Origin of the sequence: Sinorhizobium sp. 22678, assembly GCF_052044265.1 — a bacterium.
GTDB lineage: Bacteria > Pseudomonadota > Alphaproteobacteria > Rhizobiales > Rhizobiaceae > Sinorhizobium > Sinorhizobium meliloti_A.
The window spans coordinates 72,528-89,069 of the sequence record NZ_JBQEMS010000005.1; the positions used below are offsets into that span (position 1 = coordinate 72,528).

At 63.5% G+C, this 16,542-nt stretch carries 17 protein-coding genes; 13 read left to right on the top strand and 4 right to left on the bottom strand.

Annotated elements, in window-relative coordinates; translation table 11 throughout:
* Positions 1-5: 5 nt before the first annotated feature.
* From ACTJKL_RS09665 to ACTJKL_RS09690, 6 genes are all read left to right on the top strand, one after another.
* The gene (locus ACTJKL_RS09665; protein WP_018097173.1) at positions 6-335 is read left to right on the top strand and encodes an L-rhamnose mutarotase; all 330 of its coding nucleotides are present in this window, start codon (positions 6-8) and stop codon (positions 333-335) included.
* Entirely contained in the window at positions 328-1,410 is a 1,083-nt protein-coding gene (locus tag ACTJKL_RS09670) for a Gfo/Idh/MocA family protein (protein WP_018097172.1), read from the top strand. Before ACTJKL_RS09665 ends, ACTJKL_RS09670 begins: the two co-directional genes overlap by 8 nt.
* 1 nt (position 1,411) lies before the next feature.
* The gene (locus tag ACTJKL_RS09675; RefSeq protein ID WP_102762312.1) at positions 1,412-1,873 is read left to right on the top strand and encodes a MaoC/PaaZ C-terminal domain-containing protein; all 462 of its coding nucleotides are present in this window, start codon (positions 1,412-1,414) and stop codon (positions 1,871-1,873) included.
* On the top strand, positions 1,870-2,604 hold the full coding sequence (locus ACTJKL_RS09680) for an SDR family oxidoreductase (protein ID WP_003534628.1): 735 nt from the start codon (positions 1,870-1,872) through the stop codon (positions 2,602-2,604). The genes ACTJKL_RS09675 and ACTJKL_RS09680 overlap by 4 nt, the downstream gene beginning before the upstream one ends.
* Positions 2,605-2,627: 23 nt before the next feature.
* Positions 2,628-3,473 (top strand): fumarylacetoacetate hydrolase family protein, encoded by an 846-nt coding sequence (locus ACTJKL_RS09685; RefSeq protein WP_018097170.1) that lies wholly within the window; start codon positions 2,628-2,630, stop codon positions 3,471-3,473.
* A gap of 120 nt (positions 3,474-3,593) precedes the next feature.
* The gene (locus ACTJKL_RS09690) at positions 3,594-4,871 is read left to right on the top strand and encodes an L-fuconate dehydratase (RefSeq protein WP_440852773.1); all 1,278 of its coding nucleotides are present in this window, start codon (positions 3,594-3,596) and stop codon (positions 4,869-4,871) included.
* A gap of 489 nt (positions 4,872-5,360) precedes the next feature.
* Here the strand turns inward: ACTJKL_RS09690 and ACTJKL_RS09695 are convergent, their stop codons facing one another.
* The 4 genes from ACTJKL_RS09695 to ACTJKL_RS09710 all read right to left on the bottom strand — a co-directional run bounded on the left by ACTJKL_RS09695 (position 5,361) and on the right by ACTJKL_RS09710 (position 8,675).
* Positions 5,361-6,659, bottom strand: a complete 1,299-nt coding sequence (locus tag ACTJKL_RS09695; RefSeq protein ID WP_440852774.1) for a CmpA/NrtA family ABC transporter substrate-binding protein — start codon at positions 6,657-6,659, stop codon at positions 5,361-5,363.
* Positions 6,660-6,699: 40 nt separating this feature from the next.
* Positions 6,700-7,290: an ANTAR domain-containing response regulator gene (locus ACTJKL_RS09700; RefSeq protein WP_100670625.1), complete on the bottom strand. Its 591-nt coding sequence runs from the start codon at positions 7,288-7,290 to the stop codon at positions 6,700-6,702.
* 111 nt (positions 7,291-7,401) lie between these two features.
* Positions 7,402-8,133 carry a TfuA-like protein gene (locus ACTJKL_RS09705; protein WP_440852775.1) on the bottom strand — a complete coding sequence of 244 codons (732 nt, stop codon included), beginning with the start codon at positions 8,131-8,133 and terminating at the stop codon, positions 7,402-7,404.
* 83 nt (positions 8,134-8,216) lie between these two features.
* Positions 8,217-8,675, bottom strand: coding sequence for a helix-turn-helix domain-containing protein (locus tag ACTJKL_RS09710; RefSeq protein WP_324763850.1), 459 nt, complete (start codon positions 8,673-8,675; stop codon positions 8,217-8,219).
* 250 nt (positions 8,676-8,925) lie between these two features.
* Here ACTJKL_RS09710 and ACTJKL_RS09715 point away from each other — a divergent pair, with 250 nt between their 5' ends.
* The 7 genes from ACTJKL_RS09715 to ACTJKL_RS09745 all read left to right on the top strand — a co-directional run bounded on the left by ACTJKL_RS09715 (position 8,926) and on the right by ACTJKL_RS09745 (position 16,497).
* Positions 8,926-9,462, top strand: coding sequence for a gluconokinase (locus ACTJKL_RS09715; RefSeq protein ID WP_102764185.1), 537 nt, complete (start codon positions 8,926-8,928; stop codon positions 9,460-9,462).
* A gap of 184 nt (positions 9,463-9,646) precedes the next feature.
* A complete protein-coding gene (locus tag ACTJKL_RS09720) occupies positions 9,647-10,810 on the top strand; it encodes an isovaleryl-CoA dehydrogenase (RefSeq protein WP_411922550.1) in 1,164 nt (387 codons plus the stop codon).
* A 27-nt stretch (positions 10,811-10,837) separates the two neighbouring features.
* Positions 10,838-12,445 (top strand): carboxyl transferase domain-containing protein, encoded by a 1,608-nt coding sequence (locus tag ACTJKL_RS09725; protein WP_411922548.1) that lies wholly within the window; start codon positions 10,838-10,840, stop codon positions 12,443-12,445.
* Between the two features lie 14 nt (positions 12,446-12,459).
* On the top strand, positions 12,460-12,843 hold the full coding sequence (locus tag ACTJKL_RS09730; RefSeq protein ID WP_100670781.1) for a RidA family protein: 384 nt from the start codon (positions 12,460-12,462) through the stop codon (positions 12,841-12,843).
* A gap of 17 nt (positions 12,844-12,860) precedes the next feature.
* Positions 12,861-14,849 (top strand): acetyl/propionyl/methylcrotonyl-CoA carboxylase subunit alpha, encoded by a 1,989-nt coding sequence (locus ACTJKL_RS09735; RefSeq protein ID WP_440852776.1) that lies wholly within the window; start codon positions 12,861-12,863, stop codon positions 14,847-14,849.
* A complete protein-coding gene (locus ACTJKL_RS09740) occupies positions 14,846-15,715 on the top strand; it encodes a hydroxymethylglutaryl-CoA lyase (RefSeq protein ID WP_411922546.1) in 870 nt (289 codons plus the stop codon). Before ACTJKL_RS09735 ends, ACTJKL_RS09740 begins: the two co-directional genes overlap by 4 nt.
* Positions 15,712-16,497, top strand: a complete 786-nt coding sequence (locus ACTJKL_RS09745; protein WP_411922545.1) for a crotonase/enoyl-CoA hydratase family protein — start codon at positions 15,712-15,714, stop codon at positions 16,495-16,497. The genes ACTJKL_RS09740 and ACTJKL_RS09745 overlap by 4 nt, the downstream gene beginning before the upstream one ends.
* Positions 16,498-16,542: the final 45 nt, after the last annotated feature.

Sequence of the window (16,542 nt, forward strand, 5' to 3'; positions counted from 1 at the left end):
CGGTCATGCAGAGAATGGGAATGGTGATCGGGCTCGAACCGCCGAAAGTGGCGGAATACAAGCGGCTGCATGCGGCCGTCTGGCCGGAGATTCTCGCGCTGATCAGCGAGTGCAACATCACGAATTACTCGATCTTCCTGAAGGAGCCGGAAAATCTTCTCTTCGGCTACTGGGAATATGTCGGGGAGGACTTCGAAGCCGACATGGCGAAGATGGCGGCACATCCGAAAAACCAGGAATGGTGGTCGGTGTGCATGCCCTGTCAGAAGCCTCTCGAAAGCCGCAGGCAAGGCGAGTGGTGGGCTATGATGGAGGAAGTCTTCCACCATGACTGAGACCTTCGATCCCTCGTCGCTGCGGCAATGGTGGCCGAAGCCGGCTACGCCACGCCCCATCGTCATCTTCGGTGCGGGCAGCATCGTCGGCGACGCCCATCTTCCGGCCTACAGAAACGCAGGCTTCCCGGTGGCCGGCATCTTCGATCCGGATGCGGAGAAGGCGGCGGCGCTCGCGCGGCAATGGGATGTCAGGGCGTTTACGAGCGAAGGGGAGGCTCTTTCGGCGGAGAACGCGATCTTCGATCTCGCGACGCCGCCGGCCGCGCACGCCTCGATCCTGTCTCAACTGCCGAAGGGCTCCTTTGCGCTGATACAGAAGCCGATGGGCAGCGATCTTGCGGCGGCGACCGGAATTCTCGAAATCTGCCGTGAGCGGAACATCGGGGCGGCGGTGAACTTTCAGCTTCGCTTCGCGCCGATGATGCTCGCGCTCAAGGACGCGATCGACAGGGGCTATCTCGGCGAGGTTGTCGATTTCGACGCCTGGCTGGCGCTTGCGACGCCCTGGGGGCTCTGGCCGTTCCTGCAGGGACTGCCGCGCATCGAGATCGCGATGCATTCCATCCACTACCTGGACCTCGTGCGCAGTCTCCTAGGCGATCCCCAGGGTGTTCACGCCAAGACCCTCGGCCATCCGAACCACGATGTGGCTCAAACCCGCACCGCCGCGATCCTCGATTACGGCGATGCCGTGCGCTGCGTGCTTTCCGTCAATCACGACCACGATTTCGGGCGGAGGTTCCAGGCCTGCGAATTCCGCATCTGCGGGACGAGGGGTGCCGCCTATGTCAAGCTCGGCGTCAATCTCGACTATCCGCGCGGTGAGCCGGACGAGCTGTGGATTCGTCCCTCGGGGGAGAGCGAATGGATTTCGGTGCCGCTTGAAGGTTCGTGGTTCCCCGACGCCTTCGCCAACCGGATGGCCAATCTGCAACGCCATGCCTGCGGCGAGGACGATGAACTCATCGGGTCGGTCGAGGACGCATGGCGGACGATGGCCCTGGTGGAGGCCGCCTATCAATCGAGCGCGCGCCCGGCAACGCCGATCGCAGCGCTTCCATCGGAAAAGTGAAATGAGCGAGCAGACGATCTACTACGAGGACTACGAACAGGGCCATGTGCGGCTGACGAGCGGACGCACGATCACGGAAACGGACTTCGTCGTCCATGCCGGGCATACGGGTGATTTCTTCCCGCACCACATGGATGCGGAGTTCGCCAAAACGCTGCCCGGCGGTCAGCGCATTGCCCACGGCACGATGATCTTCTCAATCGGAGTCGGGCTCACCGCCTCCTTGATCAACCCGGTCGCCTTCTCTTACGGTTACGACCGTCTGCGATTCGTCCGCCCTGTCCATATCGGCGATACGATCCGCACCCGCGTCACCATCGCCGCCAAGGAAGACGATCCGAAGCGACCGAGGGCCGGCCGGGTCATCGAGCGGTGCGAGGTCATCAACCAGCGCGGCGAGGTCGTTCTTGCCGCGGATCACATTCTGATCGTCGAACGCAAACTTGAGGGAACCATCCAATGACAGCGAACCTTGCCGGAAAGGTCGTCCTCGTCACAGCTGCGGCGCAGGGCATAGGACGCGCAACCGCACTTGCCTTCGCCAAGGCCGGCGCCAAGGTCCATGCGACCGATATCAATGCGGACGCCGTCGGCAGCCTCGAAGGCGAGGCGGGCATCAGCACCCACCGGCTGGACGTCCTCGACACCGCTGCGGTCGAAGCGCTGGTCGCAGAAATCGGGGCGGTGGACGTGCTCTTCAATTGCGCCGGTTTCGTGCATGCAGGCTCGGTGCTGACGATGAAGGACGAGGACCTCGATTTCGCCTTCGACCTCAACGTCAAGTCGATGATCCGCACCATCCGCGCGGTGCTGCCCGGCATGATCGCCCGCAAGGACGGGTCGATCGTCAATATGGCCTCGGTGGCCTCCAGCATCAAAGGCGTGCCGAACCGCTTCGCCTATGGGGTGACCAAGGCAGCCGTCATCGGACTGACGAAAGCCGTTGCGGCGGACTATGTGGGCGACGGCATTCGCTGCAATGCGATCTGCCCGGGAACGGTCGAAAGCCCGTCGCTCGAAAGCCGCATGCGGGCACAGGGAGACTACGAAACGGCGCGCGCGGCCTTTATCTCCCGCCAGCCGATGGGCCGCCTCGGCACGCCCGAAGAGATCGCCGACCTCGCCGTCTATCTCGCCGGCGCCACCTACACCTCCGGCCAGGCCTACGCCATCGACGGCGGCTGGACCATTTGAACGCTTCATCAGGGAAAAAGCACATGAAATTTCTTCGTTATGGCGAGCCGGGCCAGGAAAAGCCGGGTCTTCTCGGTTCCGACGGCATCATCCGCGATATTTCCGGCCACGTTCCCGATCTCGCCGCAGGCGCGCTCGACCCCGGCAAGCTTGACGAACTCGCGAAGCTCGATGTCGCGGCGCTGCCTGCCGTGTCCGGCAATCCGAGGCTTGGTCCCTGCGTCGCAGGTACGGGCAAGTTCATCTGCATCGGCCTCAACTATTCCGATCATGCTGCCGAGACGGGCGCGACCGTGCCGCCGGAGCCGATCATCTTCATGAAGGCGACTTCCGCCATCGTCGGGCCGAACGACGATCTGATCCTGCCGCGGGGTTCGGAGAAGACCGACTGGGAAGTGGAACTCGGCATCGTCATCGGAAAGACGGCGAAATATGTGAGCGAAGCCGAGGCGCTCGACTACGTCGCCGGCTACTGCACGGTCCACGATGTCTCCGAACGCGCTTTCCAGACGGAACGGCACGGTCAGTGGACGAAGGGCAAGTCCTGCGACACTTTCGGGCCGACCGGACCGTGGCTCGTCACCAAGGACGAGGTGGCGGATCCGCAGGATCTCGCAATGTGGCTGAAGGTCAACGGCGAGACGATGCAGGACGGCTCGACCAAGACGATGGTCTACGGCGCCGCCTATCTCGTCTCTTATCTCTCGCAGTTCATGTCGCTGCGCCCCGGTGATATCATCTCGACGGGCACGCCGCCGGGCGTCGGCATGGGCATGAAGCCGCCGCGCTATCTGAAGGCCGGCGACATCGTCGAACTCGGCATAGAGGGCCTCGGCAGTCAGAAGCAGCGCGTTCGCGCCGACACCTGAGCTACTCGCATGTTTCCTTCGGTCAATTCGACTGAAGGACACGAACAGGCAGCATCAAAGTGCCGCAGTGTTCTCCGCGCGTCCGAAAAGGCGCGCGGCGCTGTAGGTATTGGAGCAAACATGACCCGCATTACCGACCTTCGCGTCTTCGACCTTCGCTTCCCGACCTCGGCGAGCCTCGACGGTTCGGACGCCATGAACCCGGATCCGGACTATTCGGCGGCTTACGTCATCCTCGACACGGATCGGCCGGGTCTGGCAGGTCACGGCCTCACCTTCACCATAGGGCGGGGCAACGACATATGCTGCATGGCGATCGAGGCCATGCGGCATCTCGTGGTCGGCCAGGACATCGGCGGCATTTTGAAACATCCCGGCCACTTCTGGCGGCACCTGACGAGCGACAGCCAGCTGCGCTGGATCGGCCCGGAAAAGGGCGCGATCCATCTGGCGACCGGGGCCATCGTCAACGCCGTCTGGGATCTCCTCGCAAAGGATGCCGGCAAACCGGTGTGGCGTCTCGTCGCCGACATGTCGGCGGAAGAGATCGCCGACATCGTCGATTACCGCTACTTGACGGATGTTCTCACCCGCGACGAGGCGGTCGAGATCCTGCGGCGAGCCGAGCCCGGCAAGGCCGAGCGGATCGCCAGGCTCGAAAAGGAGGGCTACCCCTGCTACACCACTTCTGCAGGCTGGCTCGGCTATGACGACGAAAAGCTCAGGCGGCTTGCGCAGGAGGCGGTCGACGCAGGTTTCGACCACATCAAGATGAAGGTCGGGCGTGACCTCGACGACGATATCCGCCGGCTGAGGATTGCCCGCGAAGTGATCGGCCCCGACCGGTACCTGATGATCGATGCGAACCAGGTCTGGGAAGTGGGCGAGGCAATCGAATGGGTGCAAAAGCTCGCCTTTGCCAAGCCCTTCTTCATCGAGGAGCCGACGAGCCCGGACGACGTCGCCGGACACCGCAAGATCCGCGAGGCGATCGGCCCTGTCAAGGTCGCGACCGGCGAGATGTGCCAGAACCGCATCATGTTCAAGCAGTTCATCGCCGAGGGCGCGATCGACATCGTGCAGATCGATTCCTGCCGCATGGGTGGCCTGAACGAGGTACTGGCGGTGCTGCTGATCGCCACCAAATACGGACTGCCCGTCTGGCCGCACGCCGGCGGCGTCGGCCTCTGCGAATATGTGCAGCACCTTTCCATGATCGATTACGTTGCCGTTTCCGGCACGAAGGACGGTCGGGTGATCGAATATGTCGACCACCTGCACGAACATTTCCTGGATCCGTGCGTGATCCGTAACGCCGCTTACATGCCGCCCGAGCGGCCTGGTTTCTCGATCGAAATGAAGCAGCAATCGATCGAGGACTACACGTTTGAAGGCTGATGTGAGCGCTCCGACTTTGTCAGGCTCGCATGTGGATTCTCGGGCCAAGCCCGGGCCAGACACGAGGATGGCGACCGCCCGGGGATTGACGAAGGAGCCCGAGGTCACGACCGAAGGGAGGCGAGATTTACTGCGACGCCACAGAAATTCTCGAGGTGTGCCACCCGCGGCCGTCTGTCGATTTCCTCATTCCTGTGCTCGTCACAGGAATCCAGCCAGACCAGGTCCTTGGGCTGAAAGAACGCCTCCCGCGCCGCAGACGCGGCGCTGCTCTCATCCCTGTAACGAGCACAGGGACGAGGTAAAAGGAGAGATTGCAGTCCTCCGATACGCCTCCTGCAGCGCCGCGCGTCTCATGTGACGCGCACGCTCGGTACTCAATGATTCAAGCGCATCGCCCTGCGTGCCGACAAAACCGACCAGAGCTTCGACGCCATTATCCATCTCGCAGCAGCCGTCATCTCAACAGGCCTTAGTCTAGCTCAGATATCATCGCCCGGGTGCTGCACCCCCGCCATTGCCCCCGACGGTAAAGGACCTGATATAGTCGTCGATCCTGCCCGGATCGAAGACGTGGCCGTCCATGAAACGATCGCCGTCGGTTGCTCCTTCGAGCCTGCCGTCCGCGTCGGCCGGCAAGGCACCCTTGCCCAGCGCCTCGCGATAGAGGTCCGGACGATAGGCGGAGATGGCCGCGCCAATTCCCTGCCTCGACAAGGATGTCTGTCCCCAGCGCACCATTTGACTGTAGGTCCAGAGCGCCTGGCTGGGACGCGGGAAGTTGGCAAAGTCTGCGTGGAAGACGAGATAGTTCTCGACGACGCGGCGGTTTCTTTCCGGGTCGACTGCGAATTCGCCCGCAAGCACCCGGCGGATGATGTCGGCCGGTGCTGCCACGTGACGTTCCTCTGCCAGCACTTCCGCAAGGCGGCCGCGATTGCCCGGCTCGTCCGACCAGCGGGCGGCGCGGTCGAGCGCGACGATCAGGCGCGAGACCGTGTCCCTGTTGGCTTCCGCCCATTCGGGACGCATACCGATGACCTTTTCCGGTGCGGAGGGCCAGATGTCCTGCTTGGTCGCGACGATGCGGCCGACGCCGCGTTCGGATGCGACCATGTTCCAGGGCGCCCCGACGCAAAAGCCGTCGATGGCGCCCGCGGCGAGCGCGTCGGAGGTCATTGGCGGCGGCACCACGACCAGCTTGACGTCGCGGTCGGGATCGATGCCGCCGGCCGCGAGCCAGTAGCGGAACTCGTAGTTATGGGACGAGAAGGGGTAGGTGACGCCGAGCGTCAGCGGCGGTTTGCCGGCTGCCTGCGCGCTGCGGATGACCGCCGCCAGGGCCTCGGCATTCTTCAATGCATCCTCGCCTGCGCCGAGCCCTCCTGCCTCCTGCATGAGCCCGTAGAGCCGCCTCGACAGCGTGATTGCGTTGCCGCCGCGCCCCAGGGAAAAGGGCGCAATCGTCGGCGACGGATTGGAGCCGAGGCCGAGCATGGCGGCAACCGGCATGGGTGAAAGCATGTGGGCTACGTCGAACTGTCGAAAGGCAAGCCTGTCACGTACATTCGCCCAGGAGACGTCCTTGACGAGTTCGAGGGTGATGCCTTCGCGCTGTGCAAAGCCGAATTCGGCGGCGGCGATCAGCACGGCCGCGTCCACGAGGGGGATGAATCCTGCGCGGACGGTGCGCGATCCCTCGTGGCGGATGCGACCTGGCGCCGGCATGGCACCGCCGGCGGCGAGCTTCTTGCCGGTGAGTTCACTTTTGTTCGTCAATATGTTCACTCCGGTGTCTCCCGAGGTGCCGCAGCAGAAGAGCGGCCGGTCACCGGATCAGCAATCCGGCGGCGGTCACGACGCTTTGCGCGATCTCCGAAATCTTTTTCTTCTCGTTCATCGCCGTCTGACGCAGCAGCGCGAAGGCTTCCTCTTCGGAAAGACTGCGCATTTTCATGAGGATGCCTTTGGCGCGCTCGACGAGCTTGCGCTCTTCGAGTGCGGATTTGGCTTCCGCCAGTTCGCGCTGAAGCCGGCTGAAGGCCTTGAAGCGGCTGACGGCCATGTCGAGGATCGGCTTGACGCGCTCCTTCTTCAATCCGTCGACGATATAGGCCGAGACGCCTGCCTCGACGGCCGCTTCGATAGAGGCCGTGTCGGAGCGGTCCACGAACATCGCGATCGGGCGACCGACCGTGCGGGTCAGCTGGAAAAGATGTTCCATCATGTCCCGGTTGGGGTTTTCGATGTCTATGACGATCACGTCCGGGCGGAGCGTCTCGATGACCCGGGCGACGCCATGAACCTCATGGATCACGGTGACTTTGCCGTGTCCTGCTTCGCGCAATCCTTCCTCGATGATCGAGGCGCGGATGGCGTTCTCGTCAATCACAAGAATGGTGAGGTCGCGATGGGTCATGCCGTATCATGATGCGATGCAGCAATTTCCGCAATATGGATATGCCCAAATATTTTGCGATATACTGTGGTGCCTAAATAATAGGCTAATGACCGTCGGTCTGGCGTAAATTCAGGCAGGCTTATTTGTCGAAGTCGGCAACGGGTCAAGCGCTCTCGCCCAGAGGCTGGTCGCATGAAACGTCCATTGGCATTGCGCGTGCTGTCGTTCGCCTGTGTGGCTGCGCAGCGTTTCCAGAAGCTCGAGGCCGTCGGCCCGCTTCTGATCCACATAGCCCGCCCGCAGCTTCCGGATTAGTGCATCGCCGCCCGTTATCAGCCGGGCGTTCGCAGCGATCGCACCCCAGCTCCGTTCCTTGTAGAACAAGGAGGAGGCGGCTTCCTCGACATCAGCGGCATCTTCGACGGACAACGATCGCAATTCCAGGAGCCGGCGGAGGGTGGCCCTGACATTGACGAGGGGAATGGTCAGCGCCGCGTAGCCGAGTTCCTCGGGAGCGTGGAGCAGTGCTACGTCGGAATCGTCTTCGGCCTCGCCGCTTGCATATTGGCGAAAGATCTCGCCGATGCCCGCCATTCCGAAATCGGCGCATTCGGCCGCGCGCAGAGCACCCATGCTCGCTGCGCCGAAGACGGCCACGCCCTCGGAAAGGGCGAAGAGAATTTCCTTGTGCCAAACGGGGGCGACATGTTCGAAGTTGCCGTCGATCAGGCCGATGGCCGCAGCGCCGTCGTGCACCGCCCGGAGAACATCGCCCTGCCTGGCAGGCGGGCGGATCGTGAGCGCATCGCCGGCCAACCGTACAGCGTCGGGAACGGTCGGGCCAACGAATACGACTTTCATTCCGCCTCAGTGGATTTGAAAACGGCGGAGGCAGCCTGTCCGCCGTCAATTGTCTTCATGGACAGCCATGTTCATGGCGATCTTCAGCCATGAAGTGATTCCGCGGGGCGGGTTCCGGATTGGGCGTGGGTCTGATCCGACTCGGGCGTCTGCGCCATCGCCGCGACGAGAGAGATGATCTTCTTGCGAAGCACCGGGTCGGTGATCTTCAGGAAGGCCCGGTTGAGTGCGATACCCTCCTTCGAGGCGACGAAGGATGAAATCTCCTGGGATTCATGAACATCTGCAGCGGGCTTGCCCGATTGGGCGCTGCCCTCGTCCTGCTGGAAGAAAAAGCTCGGATGAACGCCGAGTATGTCGGCGATCGCCTGCAACCGGCTGGCGCCGATGCGGTTGGTCCCTTTTTCGTATTTCTGGACTTGCTGAAAGGTGATGCCGAGCCCATCGGCGAGCTTTTCCTGGCTCAGACCTATCATCAGCCTGCGCATGCGAACACGCGAGCCGACAAAGGCATCGATCGGGTTAGGATCCTTCTTGTTCATCTGGTAGTCTCCTCGCGAGTTCGATTCAGCTTATGGCATATAAGTTTGCTTGAATGAACGCCGCGATGCAATCAGCACGCGTCGCTTTCTGTGGCAAAACGCAAGTTTCCAATGATTGTCGGGTTCGAAACGCCGGTCGGCAGAGAACTTGCCGTACCAGGGGCAAGTCGCAGCATTCATCTACCGGAACGTTGTCGTCGAATCGGATAGGATTTAAGGGAACATCAGTAATGAGTGGAAGCCTGCGATAATGAGTGTTGAGTCCAAATCAGAAGCAACCCCGCCACGGCGCTTTGCCGGCTCGATTGTCGTCATGGGCGTCTCCGGCAGCGGCAAATCGTCGGTGGGGGAGGCGATCTCCGAAGCTTGCGGATATCCCTTCATCGAAGGCGACGCGCTCCATCCTCCGGAAAACATCAGGAAAATGTCCGAGGGGATTCCGCTCACCGACGACGACCGCTGGCCGTGGCTCGCTGCGATCGGAGAGCAGCTGGCGAGCCGGGAGCCCGTCGTCGTTTCCTGCTCCGCCCTCAAGCGCAGCTACAGGGACAAGCTTCGCGAAAGTACACCCGGTGGCCTGGCCTTCGTCTTCCTCCACGGCAGCGAGTCCGTGCTTGCGGAGCGGATGCACCACCGCACAGGGCATTTCATGCCGTCCTCTTTGCTGCAGACGCAGCTTGCGACGCTCGAGGATCCGACAGGGGAGGTGAGGACGGTCGCCGTAGACGTCGCCCAACCGCTGGCGGAGATCGTCCGCGAGGCGCTTGCAGGTCTCGCCCGCCTTTAAGGTTGCGTTTCGCAATGCCTGCCGTGGTCTTTGCAGATCGTGCTTGGCACGCCGGCTCTTTGGAAGGAAATTAGCCGGCGGCGATGTTATCGTTCGCGAGGTGGACGTGCGGCGACGCATCGCAGCGGCTCACCTCTGCTCGGCGATGGGGAGATCGTGGAGCGGGCGTCGGGAGGAGATGGAAATGTTTGAAGCTGGATTGAACTTCGCGCTTGGCGAGGAGATCGATGCGCTGCGCGAGAGCGTGCGCCGCTTCGCAGCGGAGCGAATCGCGCCGCTTGCGGACGATGCCGATCGCAAAAACGCCTTTCCGATGTCGCTCTGGCGGGAGATGGGGGAGATCGGCCTGCTCGGCGTTACCGTCGACGAGGCTCATGGCGGTGCGGGACTCGGCTATCTCGCCCATTGCGTGGCGATGGAGGAGATCAGCCGTGCATCCGCTTCGGTGGGCCTGAGCTACGGCGCCCACTCCAATCTCTGCGTCAATCAGATCAACCGCAACGGCAAACCGGCACAGAAGAGCAGATATCTGCCGAAGCTCATTTCAGGCGAGCATGTCGGGGCGCTTGCCATGTCCGAGCCCGGCGCCGGCTCCGATGTCGTTTCGATGAAACTCAGGGCCGACAAGCGCGGCGACCGTTACGTCCTGAACGGCAGCAAAATGTGGATCACCAATGGCCCTGACGCCGATGTCCTGGTCGTCTACGCCAAGACCGATCCGACAGCCGGACCGCGCGGCATCACCGCTTTCCTGGTGGAAAAGGCATTCCCCGGCTTTTCGGCCGGCCAGAAGCTCGACAAGCTCGGCATGCGCGGATCGAACACGTCGGAACTCATCTTCACGGACTGCGAGGTGCCGGAGGAAAACGTGCTCGGCGGCGTCGGCGAGGGCGTCAAGGTGCTGATGTCCGGCCTTGATTACGAGCGGGTCGTGCTTTCTGCCGGACCGCTCGGGATCATGGCCGCTTGCCTCGATGTCGTCGTCCCCTATCTCCATGAGCGCAAGCAGTTCGGGCAACCGATCGGCGAGTTCCAGTTGATGCAGGGAAAGCTTGCCGACATGTATGTGACGACGAATGCCGCGCGGGCCTATGTCTATGCCGTGGCGGCCGCATGCGACCGTGGTGAGACTGCGCGCAAGGACGCGGCCGGCTGTATTCTCTATGCGGCGGAAAAGGCGACGGCCATGGCGCTGGAGGCGATACAGGCGCTGGGTGGCAACGGCTACACCAACGATTATCCGGCAGGCCGGCTGCTGCGCGACGCCAAGCTGTACGAGATCGGTGCGGGCACGAGCGAGATCCGTCGCATGCTGATCGGACGGGAGCTCTTCGCCGAAACGAAATAGGCCGAATAGGTAACGCTTGGGGGGAGCATGACAGTATTGCGTTCGCATATTTCGCCGTCCTCGGAGGAGTTCAAGGCGAACCGCGCGGCCATGACGGAGGCCATCGCGACGGTCGAGGACGCGGTGCGCCTGGCCGCAGCCGGTGGCGGCGAGACGGCGCGCGAGCGCCACGTCAGCCGCGGCAAGCTCCTGCCGCGGGATCGGCTCGCTACTCTCATCGATCCGGGCACGCCTTTTCTGGAGGTCGGAGCGACCGCCGCACATGGAATGTACAACGACGATGCGCCGGGCGCGGGCCTGATCACCGGCATTGGCCGGATTTCCGGCCGCGAGTGCATGATCGTCTGCAACGATCCGACGGTCAAAGGCGGCACCTATTATCCGCTGACGGTCAAGAAGCATTTGCGCGCGCAGGAGATCGCGGTGGAGAACCGGCTCCCCTGCGTCTATCTTGTCGACTCCGGCGGCGCGAACCTGCCGAACCAGGACGAGGTCTTTCCGGACCGGGATCATTTCGGCCGCATCTTCTACAACCAGGCCAACATGTCGGCGGCCGGCATCCCTCAGATCGCGGTGGTCATGGGATCCTGCACGGCGGGCGGCGCCTATGTGCCGGCCATGTCCGACGAAGCGATCATCGTCGAAAAGCAGGGCACCATCTTTCTCGCAGGGCCGCCGCTCGTTCGGGCGGCGACCGGCGAGGTAGTCTCGGCCGAAGACCTTGGCGGCGCCGACGTCCACACGCGTCTTTCGGGCGTTGCCGATCACCTTGCGCGCGACGATGCGCATGCGCTGGCATTGGCGCGCCGGGCCGTGTCGGCCTTGAACCGTGAGAAGCCGTGGCCGGTCGAGCGCATCGAGCCGGAGCCGCCACTCTACGATCCGGAGGAAATCGCCGGCATCGTCCCCGCCGACCTCAAGACGCCCTACGAGATCCGAGAGGTGGTCGCCCGGCTTGTCGACGGTTCCCGTTTCGACGAGTTCAAGGCGCGCTTCGGCACCACGCTCGTTTGCGGTTTCGCCCATGTCCACGGAATTCCCGTCGGCATCGTCGCCAATAATGGCGTGCTCTTCTCGGAATCGGCCGTCAAGGGCGCCCATTTCGTGGAGCTCTGCGCCCAGCGCAGGATTCCGCTGGTCTTTCTGCAGAACATCACCGGCTTCATGGTCGGCCGCAAATACGAGACGGAGGGAATTGCCAAGCACGGCGCCAAGCTGGTGACCGCAGTCGCCACCGTGAAGGTGCCGAAGATCACCATGCTGGTCGGCGGCTCGTTCGGGGCAGGCAATTACGGCATGTGCGGGCGCGCCTTCTCGCCGCGGTTTCTCTGGACGTGGCCGAACAGCCGCATTTCGGTCATGGGCGGCGAACAGGCGGCAGGCGTCCTCTCCTCGGTGCGCGGCGAAGCCTTGAGACGGTCGGGGAAACCGTGGAGCGAAGAGGAGGAGGCACGCTTTCGCCAGCCGGTGCTCGATCTGTTCGAACGGCAGAGCCATCCGCTCTACGCATCGGCAAGGCTTTGGGATGATGGCGTGATCGATCCGCGCAAGAGCCGCGACGTGCTGGCGCTGTCTCTGTCGGCGGCTTTGAACGCGCCGATCGAGGAGACGCGCTTCGGACTGTTCAGAATGTGACGAGAGGTCCCGAGATGAAACGCGACAACATCAATGCCCTGAATGCACCGCAGCCGCGCGGCGGTTATTCGCAGGCTGTCAGCGTCGAGGATTTCCGGCGGATGCTTTTCGTCAGCGGCCAAATTCCGGTGACGTCGGACGACGTCGTGCCGGAAGGTTTCGAAGCGCAGGCGCGCCAGGTCTGGCTGAACGTCGATGCGCAGCTCAAGGCGGCCGGCATGTCCAAGACCGACATCGTCAAGGTCACGACCTATCTCGCCGACAGGCAGCATGTCGTGGCAAACCGTGAAATCCGCAACGACTATCTCGGCTCGCTGGCGCCGGCGATGACGGTGGTGATCACCGGCATTTTCGATTCGGCCTGGCTCATGGAAGTCGAAGTGGTAGCGGCGCAATAGCACCGGAAAAGAGGCGCATGTTTTCGAAGCTCCTGATTGCCAATCGCGGTGAGATCGCCTGCCGCATCATCCGCACCGCGCGACGGCTCGGCATTCGCACCGTCGCCGTCTATTCCGACGCAGACGGAGACGCGCTGCATGTGGCGCTCGCCGACGAGGCGATCCGGATCGGGGGAGCGCCCGCCACCGAAAGCTATCTGGCGATTGCGCCCATCGTTCAAGCGGCAGGAAGCGTCGGCGCACAAGCCATTCATCCGGGCTATGGTTTTCTCTCGGAGAACGCCGATTTCGCCGAGGCTGTCGAAGAGGCAGGCATGATATTCGTCGGGCCGCCGCCGGCCGCGATCCGCGCCATGGGTCTCAAGGACGCGGCCAAGGCGCTCATGGAACGATCCGGAGTACCGGTCGTGCCCGGCTACCACGGCGATGAGCAGGATGCATCCGTTCTTGCCGAGAGGGCACGGGAGATCGGATACCCGGTGCTGATCAAGGCGCGCGCGGGCGGCGGCGGCAGAGGCATGCGCCGGGTCGAGCGGCAGGAGGATTTTGGCCCGGCGCTGGAGGCCGCACGACGGGAGGCCGAATCCGCCTTCGGCGACGGTTCGGTGCTTATAGAGCGCTATCTGACGAAGCCGCGTCACATCGAGATGCAGGTCTTCGGCGACCGGCACGGCAATATCGTTCACCTCTTCGAGCGCGACTGCTCGCTGCAACGGCGACATCAGAAGGTGATCGAGGAGGCGCCGGCGCCCGGCATGACGGCCGAGGTCCGCCGTGCGATGGGCGATGCAGCGGTCAGAGCCGCCCAGGCAATCGGCTATGTCGGCGCCGGCACGGTGGAATTCATCGCCGATGTGACCAACGGTCTCTGGCCGGATCACTTCTATTTCATGGAGATGAACACGCGGCTGCAGGTGGAGCATCCGGTCACGGAAGCGATCACCGGCATCGATCTCGTGGAATGGCAGTTGCGGGTCGCCAGCGGCGAGCCGCTGCCGAAGAAACAGGTCGATATTTCCATGAACGGCTGGGCCTTCGAGGCGCGCCTCTATGCGGAGGATCCGGCCCGGGGCTTCCTGCCGGCGACCGGCCGGCTGACGCAATTGAGCTTTCCCGAGGATACTGCGCGGATCGATTCCGGCGTCCGGCAGGGGGATACGATCGCGCCCTATTACGATCCTCTGATTGCCAAGGTGATCGTGCATGGCCAGAACCGTTCGGCGGCGCTCGGTCGGTTGCAGGACGCGCTCAAGGAATGCCGCATCGGCGGCACCGTTACCAACCGCGATTTTCTCATCCGCCTGACGGAAGAGCACGATTTCCGCTCCGGCCATCCCGATACGGGGCTGATCGACCGCGAGATCGAGCGCCTGACCGCGCCGGTCGCACCCGGCGACGAGGCGCTGGCGCTGGCGGCGATCATATCGACCGGCGCGCTCGATCCGAACAAGTCGAGCGACCCATGGTCTTCGCTCGGCTCCTGGCAAATCTGGGGCGACGCGCACCGCATGGTGGTGATCGAGCATGCGGACGACCGCGTAACCGTGACCTTGGCTTCGCGCGGCCGCGACCAGTTCGCCGTGCGTGCCGGCGCGAGCACGCTGCCCGTCCTCGTGCTCGACCGCTTCCAGGGTGGTGCCCGGCTCGAGGTGGCCGGACAGAAGCGCCTGATCCGTTTCTCGCGGGATCGCGAGGCGTTGACGCTCTTCCATGGCGGGCGCAACCTGGTGTTCCAACTGCCGGACGGATTGACCGGCGGGCAGAGCAGCGAGATCGCCGACGACGAACTGGTGGCGCCGATGCCGGGCCTCGTGAAGCTCGTGCGGGTCGGCGCCGGCGACGCGGTGACAAAGGGACAGGCACTCGTCGTGATGGAGGCGATGAAGATGGAACTGACGCTCTCGGCCTCACGCGAGGGCACGATCGCCAATGTGCATGTGACGGAAGGCGCTCAGGTCAGCGAGGGTACGGTGCTCGTGACGCTGACGGAGGAGGCTGCGCAATGACGTCGCCGGCAAAGGAGCGCGTCACGATTGTGGAGGTGGCGCCGCGCGACGGTCTTCAAAACGAGTCGCGGCTCGTCGCTACCGAGGACAAGGTCAGGCTCGTCGATCTGCTGTCCGACTGCGGTTACGAGCGCATCGAAGTAACGAGCTTCGTCAGTCCGCGCTGGGTACCGCAATTGGCCGATGCGCCGGCTGTCATGGCTGATATCGTCCGGCGTCCGGGCACGCGTTACGCGGCACTGACGCCCAATATGCGCGGCTTCGAGGCGGCGCTTGCGGCTGGCGCCGACGAGGTCGCGATCTTTGCCTCGGCGTCGGAAAGCTTCTCCGAGAAGAACATCAACTGCTCGATTGCCGAAAGCATCGAGCGTTTTCGGCCGGTCGCCGAAGCAAGCCGGCGCCAAGGCATTCCCCTTCGCGGCTATGTGAGCTGTGTCGTCGAATGTCCCTATGAGGGCGCGATCGCGCCGGCGCAGACCGCTCGCGTCGCGCGGCTGCTTGCCGACCTCGGCTGCTACGAAATCAGTCTCGGCGACACGATCGGGCGCGGCACGCGGGAAGCGGTCGATGCCATGCTGACAGCGGCGCTCTGCGAGATCGATGTCAAGAAACTCGCCGGGCATTTCCACGACACGTCCGGCCGGGCGCTGGAGAATATCGCGGTAGCGCTGGAGCGCGGTATCCGGGTTTTCGACGCTTCGGCCGGCGGGCTCGGCGGTTGTCCCTATGCGCCGGGAGCGGCCGGCAATGTCGATACGCTTGCGGTGAACGCCTTTCTCGAGGCGCGGGGTTTTACCAGCGGCCTCGACTCGGAAAAACTCGAGCGCGCCGCTGCTTTTGCACTATCGCTGAGGAGCACAGCATGAACTTCGATACGATCCGCTGTGCCATCGACCAGCGCGGCGTCGCCCGGGTGACGCTTGCCCGTTCGGCAAAGCACAATGCGCTTTCCGCCACCATGATCGGCGAATTGACGGCCGTCGCAGGCCGGCTCGCAACCGACACATCGATCAGGGCAGTCATTCTCGACGCCGAAGGCAAGAGTTTCTGTGCCGGCGGCGATCTCGAATGGATGCGTCAGCAGTTTTCCGCCGACCGGCCGACGCGGATCGCCGAGGCGACGCGGCTTGCGATGATGTTGAAGGCGCTGAACGATCTGTCGAAGCCGCTGATTGCGCGCGTGCATGGGAACGCCTTCGGCGGCGGCGTCGGGCTGATCAGCGTCTGCGACACGGTGATCGCCGCTTCCGGCGCCCAATTCGGCCTGACCGAGACGCGCCTCGGGCTGATCCCGGCGACGATCAGCCCCTATGTCGTTGCCCGGACAGGCGAGGCGCGGGCGCGGCCGCTGTTCATGTCGGCGCGGATCTTCGGTGCGGAGGAGGCGAAGGTCGCCGGTTTCGTGACGACGGTCGTCGACGGCACCATGCTGGACGGAGCCGTCGAAGCCGCGGTGACGGCCTATCTCGTCGCGGCTCCGGGCGCCGCCGGGCGGGCGAAGCGGCTTGCGCGGTCGCTGGGTCTTCCCATCACCGACGCCGTCATCGCCGCGACGATAGAGCAGCTTGCCGATAGCTGGGAATCGGACGAAGCACGGGAGGGCGTGTCGGCCTTCTTTGAACGGCGCAATCCCTCCTGGCGGCTATGAGCCGAGATTGCGCTTGAATTGACGGGAAATCGATCCTATTTTTAT

Coding starts and splice junctions, on each gene's coding strand:
- ACTJKL_RS09680 (WP_003534628.1), top strand. CDS start 1,870: ATGACAGCGAACCTTGCCGGAAAGGTCGTCCTCGTCACAGCTGCGGCG.
- ACTJKL_RS09715 (WP_102764185.1), top strand. CDS start 8,926: ATGAGTGTTGAGTCCAAATCAGAAGCAACCCCGCCACGGCGCTTTGCC.
- ACTJKL_RS09705 (WP_440852775.1), bottom strand. CDS start 8,133: ATGAAAGTCGTATTCGTTGGCCCGACCGTTCCCGACGCTGTACGGTTG.
- ACTJKL_RS09735 (WP_440852776.1), top strand. CDS start 12,861: ATGTTTTCGAAGCTCCTGATTGCCAATCGCGGTGAGATCGCCTGCCGC.
- ACTJKL_RS09730 (WP_100670781.1), top strand. CDS start 12,460: ATGAAACGCGACAACATCAATGCCCTGAATGCACCGCAGCCGCGCGGC.
- ACTJKL_RS09675 (WP_102762312.1), top strand. CDS start 1,412: ATGAGCGAGCAGACGATCTACTACGAGGACTACGAACAGGGCCATGTG.
- ACTJKL_RS09685 (WP_018097170.1), top strand. CDS start 2,628: ATGAAATTTCTTCGTTATGGCGAGCCGGGCCAGGAAAAGCCGGGTCTT.
- ACTJKL_RS09740 (WP_411922546.1), top strand. CDS start 14,846: ATGACGTCGCCGGCAAAGGAGCGCGTCACGATTGTGGAGGTGGCGCCG.
- ACTJKL_RS09670 (WP_018097172.1), top strand. CDS start 328: ATGACTGAGACCTTCGATCCCTCGTCGCTGCGGCAATGGTGGCCGAAG.
- ACTJKL_RS09690 (WP_440852773.1), top strand. CDS start 3,594: ATGACCCGCATTACCGACCTTCGCGTCTTCGACCTTCGCTTCCCGACC.
- ACTJKL_RS09700 (WP_100670625.1), bottom strand. CDS start 7,290: ATGACCCATCGCGACCTCACCATTCTTGTGATTGACGAGAACGCCATC.
- ACTJKL_RS09720 (WP_411922550.1), top strand. CDS start 9,647: ATGTTTGAAGCTGGATTGAACTTCGCGCTTGGCGAGGAGATCGATGCG.
- ACTJKL_RS09725 (WP_411922548.1), top strand. CDS start 10,838: ATGACAGTATTGCGTTCGCATATTTCGCCGTCCTCGGAGGAGTTCAAG.
- ACTJKL_RS09710 (WP_324763850.1), bottom strand. CDS start 8,675: ATGAACAAGAAGGATCCTAACCCGATCGATGCCTTTGTCGGCTCGCGT.
- ACTJKL_RS09745 (WP_411922545.1), top strand. CDS start 15,712: ATGAACTTCGATACGATCCGCTGTGCCATCGACCAGCGCGGCGTCGCC.
- ACTJKL_RS09665 (WP_018097173.1), top strand. CDS start 6: ATGCAGAGAATGGGAATGGTGATCGGGCTCGAACCGCCGAAAGTGGCG.